At 70.8% G+C, this 4,710-nt stretch carries 2 protein-coding genes and 2 pseudogenes; 1 reads left to right on the top strand and 3 read right to left on the bottom strand.

The window, feature by feature from the left end; translation table 11 throughout:
* Together KIH27_RS23120 and KIH27_RS21915 are read right to left on the bottom strand one after the other, a co-directional pair.
* Positions 1–663 (bottom strand): annotated as a pseudogene (locus KIH27_RS23120) (hypothetical protein); the annotation flags it as partial.
* A gap of 667 nt (positions 664–1,330) precedes the next feature.
* On the bottom strand, positions 1,331–1,768 hold the full coding sequence (locus KIH27_RS21915; RefSeq protein ID WP_214095066.1) for a hypothetical protein: 438 nt from the start codon (positions 1,766–1,768) through the stop codon (positions 1,331–1,333).
* 199 nt (positions 1,769–1,967) lie between these two features.
* On the opposite strand from KIH27_RS21915, the pseudogene KIH27_RS21910 reads away from it, so the two are divergent.
* Positions 1,968–2,263 (top strand): annotated as a pseudogene (locus KIH27_RS21910) (type II toxin-antitoxin system PemK/MazF family toxin).
* A 252-nt stretch (positions 2,264–2,515) separates the two neighbouring features.
* Here the strand turns inward: KIH27_RS21910 and KIH27_RS21905 are convergent.
* Positions 2,516–4,710: beta strand repeat-containing protein (locus tag KIH27_RS21905; RefSeq protein ID WP_372451451.1), on the bottom strand; the 2,195-nt coding region annotated here is incomplete at its 5' end.

Raw genomic sequence — 4,710 nt, 5'->3', positions numbered from 1 at the left:
GGCGTCGTCCGCGGTGCCCGTCGTCCCGGCGAGGCCGGTACCACCCTGACCGCCGGCACCGCCGTCGCCGTACAGCCAGCCACCGGCACCACCGGTGCCACCGGCACCGGCATCCGAGGTCGCCGTCGCGGCGACGCCTTCACCGCCGGCGCCGCCGTCACCGAACATGCCGGCGTCGCCACCGGTCGCGCCGGCGGCACCGGTGCCACCGTCACCGAACAGGAAGCCGCCGTCGCCCAGGTTGCCCAACCCCATCCAGCCCAGGAGCGAGGTGTTCGCGCCGGTGAAGCCGTCGACGCCGTTGCCGATCAGGTCGCGGCCGAACAACTGCTCCCACGGCTGGTTGATCTGGTCGATCAGCGCGGCGTTGGACGGGTCGGCCAGCCAGCCTTCGAGGCCGGTGTGCAGGTTGGTGAACGCGGCCATCACATCGGCGGGGTCGAACAGGTTCACCGGATCGGCCGCGGTGCCGAACAGATCAGCGTCGATGATCGTGAACAGGTCTTCCAGATCGGCCTGCGCCGGCGCGCCCGCCAGGGGCGTCAGCCCGAAGGCGAGGAACGCTGCGACCGCGCTGCCCGAGGCGGCGACACGCCGCCCCCGCCGGCTCTTGCCGGCACCCGACTCGTGCGATCGGCCCGAGCCACCCCGATGAAGCGACATTGATCTCCCCTTGCTGTACGCACACCGGACGACGGCGTGAAATTCCTAACGGACGCTTATGTCAATCACGACGGCCGACAGGTCAACCCCTGTTTCACGCTGTGAACTCACGTGGAGCCCTGGTCGCCGATACGGCACCGGCCCGGACCCCTCGCCGACGGAACCGCCACCCGACTTGCTCGTTACACTAACCAACCGATCTACCGGCCCAAATGGAAGTGAATGACCAAACCGGTTACAGAGACACGGTGCGATGGTCATCGGTATGTTGTCGAGCCAGGTCCATCCTGGACGGTTGGAAAATATTTCTTGTCGCCCACCGTCGAACCGCCTCGTTGGCGCCCCAGTGGCGCGTGGGTCACCGCGGCCAGTGCCGCTGTGGCGACTGTCCTGGCCATGAGCCAACCGACACCTGAGGGCCACCCGGCGGGCAGATATTTCTAGGCAGTTTCACAGACAATTGGAAGCTCGAGAGTCTGGTCAAGAGCAGCTATAGGCGCTGATGTTGGTCACACATGCCTCAGGCGTCACCGGGGCCAGGGATGTGCCCGTGTGCCCGCCTGCGCGCGACAACGGGGGTCGGCTGGATGTCGTCGGGCGCACCAAAAGGAGCAGCCCCACACGCCGGTGGCGTGTGGGGCTGCTGCTGTCCCCTCGGACTATTCGGTCAGGGCTTCGACGGGACCAGGCCGGTGCCGGCCTCACCGGGCGTGCCCGGGGTGCCGGTGGCTCCGCCGTCGCCGCCGTTGCCGCCGGTCACGGTGCCGTCCTTGAGGATTCCGCCGGTGTTGGCCGCGGCGCTCGCCGCCCCACCCGCACCGCCGGTGCCACCGTTTGCATCACCGGTGCCCGCACCACCGCCGGCCACGTTGACGTCGGTGACGCTGCCGTCGGTGCCGGTCACCGAGACGCTTGCTGCACCACCGGCCGCGGTGTCGTTGCTGTCACCCGCGGTAGCGGTACTGCTGGCGATCGTGCCGCCACCGTTGGCAATCAGCGATGCCGCCGAACCTGCGCCGCCGGCGCCGGCGTCACCACCGACCGCACTGCTGCCCGCGGTAGCAGTACCGGTGATGCTGCTGCCGTTCTGAGCGTTCACGCCCACCTCGCGGGCACCATTAGCGGAGCCGTCGGCGCCGTTACCGCCCTGAGCGCTGGCATACGAGATCCGGTCATGCCCGGAGGTCGAGACCGTGACGACCACGACCGGGCCTGGTCGGAGTGGTCAACGGACAGTGCCGCCGAGAACTGGGACCGGGCCGCCGCCGACGGGATCGCCGATGTGGTGCTGTGACAGCTGACAGGTGGACTTCGATCATCGCCTGGCCGTCATCGTCAGCAGCGACCGAGCCAATGCTGCGGCCACCCGACTCGGCCGGGGCGTGGTGACCGTTGTCCCGCTCACCGGCAACGTCACGAACGTTTACCCGTTTCAGGTGCTGCTGCAGCGGTGACGACCGGCCTTCCCGTCGACTCGAAGGCGCAGGCCGAACAGGTGCGTTCGGTGGCGGTCGAACGACTGTGCCGACGGATCGGCCGGGTGCCATCCGTCGAGCTCAGGCAAGTTGACGACGCGTTGCGGCTGCACCTTGAGCTGTGACCGGGGAGCCGTGATACGCAGCCGGAGGTCCGTTACTGTCGTGCACCTGCGGTCTTCCAGTCCGGCCGCGACGGCAGCCTCCGACACCAGGACCCGGTTCGTCGGCTTGGCACACGGCGAGACGTACACGTTCAGGCCGGGAGGTTAGCGGGCTCAAGCGCGGAGATGGGGCTTGGGGCCCGCATGCGGAAGCATGCGGGCCCCAAGCTCTCATCCGGTCAGCGTGAGCCGACCCGGCCGCGCGTCCCCTAACTACGGCGTCGCCGGCAGGTTCGTACCGTTCTGGCCGTCGGCGGTCAGATCACTGTCGGACTGACCCGTTCCGTTGATGTTCTCAACGGAACCACCGGTGCCCGGGCCGAACACACTGCTGTTGTTGACGCCGTTGCCGTCGCCGCCGTCACCCGCAGTCGAGTGACCGCCGGTGTACGACCCTCCATCGGTCGCACCGACGTGGACGTAGCCGCCGGAGCCGCCGACACCATCGGCACCGGTGCCGTTGCCTGCCGTGCCGCCGCCGACGGTGTTGTTGGTGGCGGTGGCATCCTTGCCCAGCGCAGTGATCTGCGAAGGCGCGTTGTTGTAGACACCGCTGCCGCCCTTGCCGCCGTCGAGACCCTCGCCGCCGCTACCGCCGGTGGCGGAACCGCTGGCCTCCGCGCCCTGACCAGTCGCCCCGATGCTGCCGGTGCTGCCGTGTCCGCCGACGGAGTTGGCGCCCGAGGCGGCACCGCCGTCGCCACCGAGGGAGGTGCCGTGTGCCAGTCCACCAGTGTCGGTAACGTACGGCCGACCCGCCCAGATGTTGCCGTTCCCAGCGTCGCCGCCCTTAGCACCGGCACCGTCGGCGTCACCGCCGTTACCGCCGGTCGACTCGCCGTAGACGGTGCCACCACGCTGAGCCTCCAGCAGGCCAGCGCCACCGGCACCGCCGGCCCCGCCGTCGGTCCCGTTACCGCCGTTGCCGCCGGTCACCGTGCTTGCAGCGCCACCGTTTCCGGTGACCTGACCACCACTCATCGCCGTGACATTTACGGCGCCACCGTTACCACCGGTGCCGCCGTTGGCGTCGCCGGTGCCCGCCGCACCACCGGTGGCGTCAGTATTGGCGATGGAAGTGTCAGCGCCGGTGGCGTTGACAGTCGCGCTACCGCCGGCCGCGGAGTCGCTGCCGGCGGTGCCGGTCGCGGAGGAGTCGGTGATGGTGCCGCCGTTTTCGGCCTGCAGCAGACCGAAGCCGCCCGCGCCGCCATCGCCGGCGTTGCCACCGGTCGCCGAACTGCCGGTGACCGTGGTCGCGTCGTCACCGGCCTTGCCGGCGGCGGTCACCTTCGCCAAACCACCGGCGTTGCTGCCGTCGCTGTTGCCGGCGGTTGCAGTGCTGTCCTTGACGACACCGCCGACGTTGGTGGCCTGCTGGCCCTCGTTGCCGGTCTCGACGCTGGCGCGGCCACCGGCAGCGCCGTTCACGCCATCGTGGCCGTCGCCGCCGTTACCGCTGTGAGCCGTGCCGTTGGTGATCTCGCCGCCGGTCGAGTTGGCCTCGACCCGAGACTGACCACCCGCACCACCGTGGATGCCCGAACCGTCGCCGTCGCCACCGTTACCGGCCGTTGCGGTGCTGCCGGTCACGCTGCTGTCCTCACCCATGGCGCGCACCCAGCCGAGGCCGCCGTTAGCGCCGGCGCCACCGTCGGTGCCGTCACCACCATTGCCACCGATTCCGGTGCTGTCGGAGACCTTCGCTCCGTCATTGAGAGCCGCAACCGCACCGGTACCGCCGTTGCCGCCGACACTGCCGGCACCGTCCGCGTTGCCGCCGAGACCACCGGTGGCGGTTCCGGAGGCGCTGGCTCCGGTCCCACCGGCCATGATCTGACCAGCGCCACCGACGCCGCCGGTGCCACCGCTGTAGCCGTTGCCGCCGAGACCACCGGTGACGGTGCCGTTAGCCGTACCGCCGCCGTTGCCGCCGTAGCCGTGCCCGGTGTAGTTGCTGGTGATGCCCGCGTCGCCGCCGGACCCGCCGATGCTGCCCGCGCCGTGGCCGACGCCCGCGTTGCCGCCGAGAGCGGTGCCCGCCGACGAGCCGCCGCCGGTCGCGGTGATCGCGGCGTTACCGCCCGCACCACCCGCGCCGCCGTCGACACCGGTTGAACCGGCACCGCCGGTCGCGCTTCCACCCGCGGTGCTGCCCGTGCCGTCGGCCGAGATCGCCGCGGCACCACCGGTTCCACCGGTAACGCCGGTTCCGGCACTGCCCGCAGCACCGGCACCACCGGTCGCCGTCGCGGTGGCTGCCACGGTGCCGCCGTTGGTGGCGCTGATGATGGCGCCGCCACCGCCGCCACCGCCGCCACCGCCGTTGCCCGCGGTGGTGCCGTCAGCAGCCGACCCGGCACCGCCGGCGCCACCGGCGCCGCCGGTCGCCCCGGTGCCGATCGCAC

Origin of the sequence: Mycolicibacter acidiphilus, from assembly GCF_018455725.1 — a bacterium.
GTDB lineage: Bacteria > Actinomycetota > Actinomycetes > Mycobacteriales > Mycobacteriaceae > Mycobacterium > Mycobacterium acidiphilum.
This window is presented reverse-complemented; position numbering and strand designations above follow the sequence as displayed.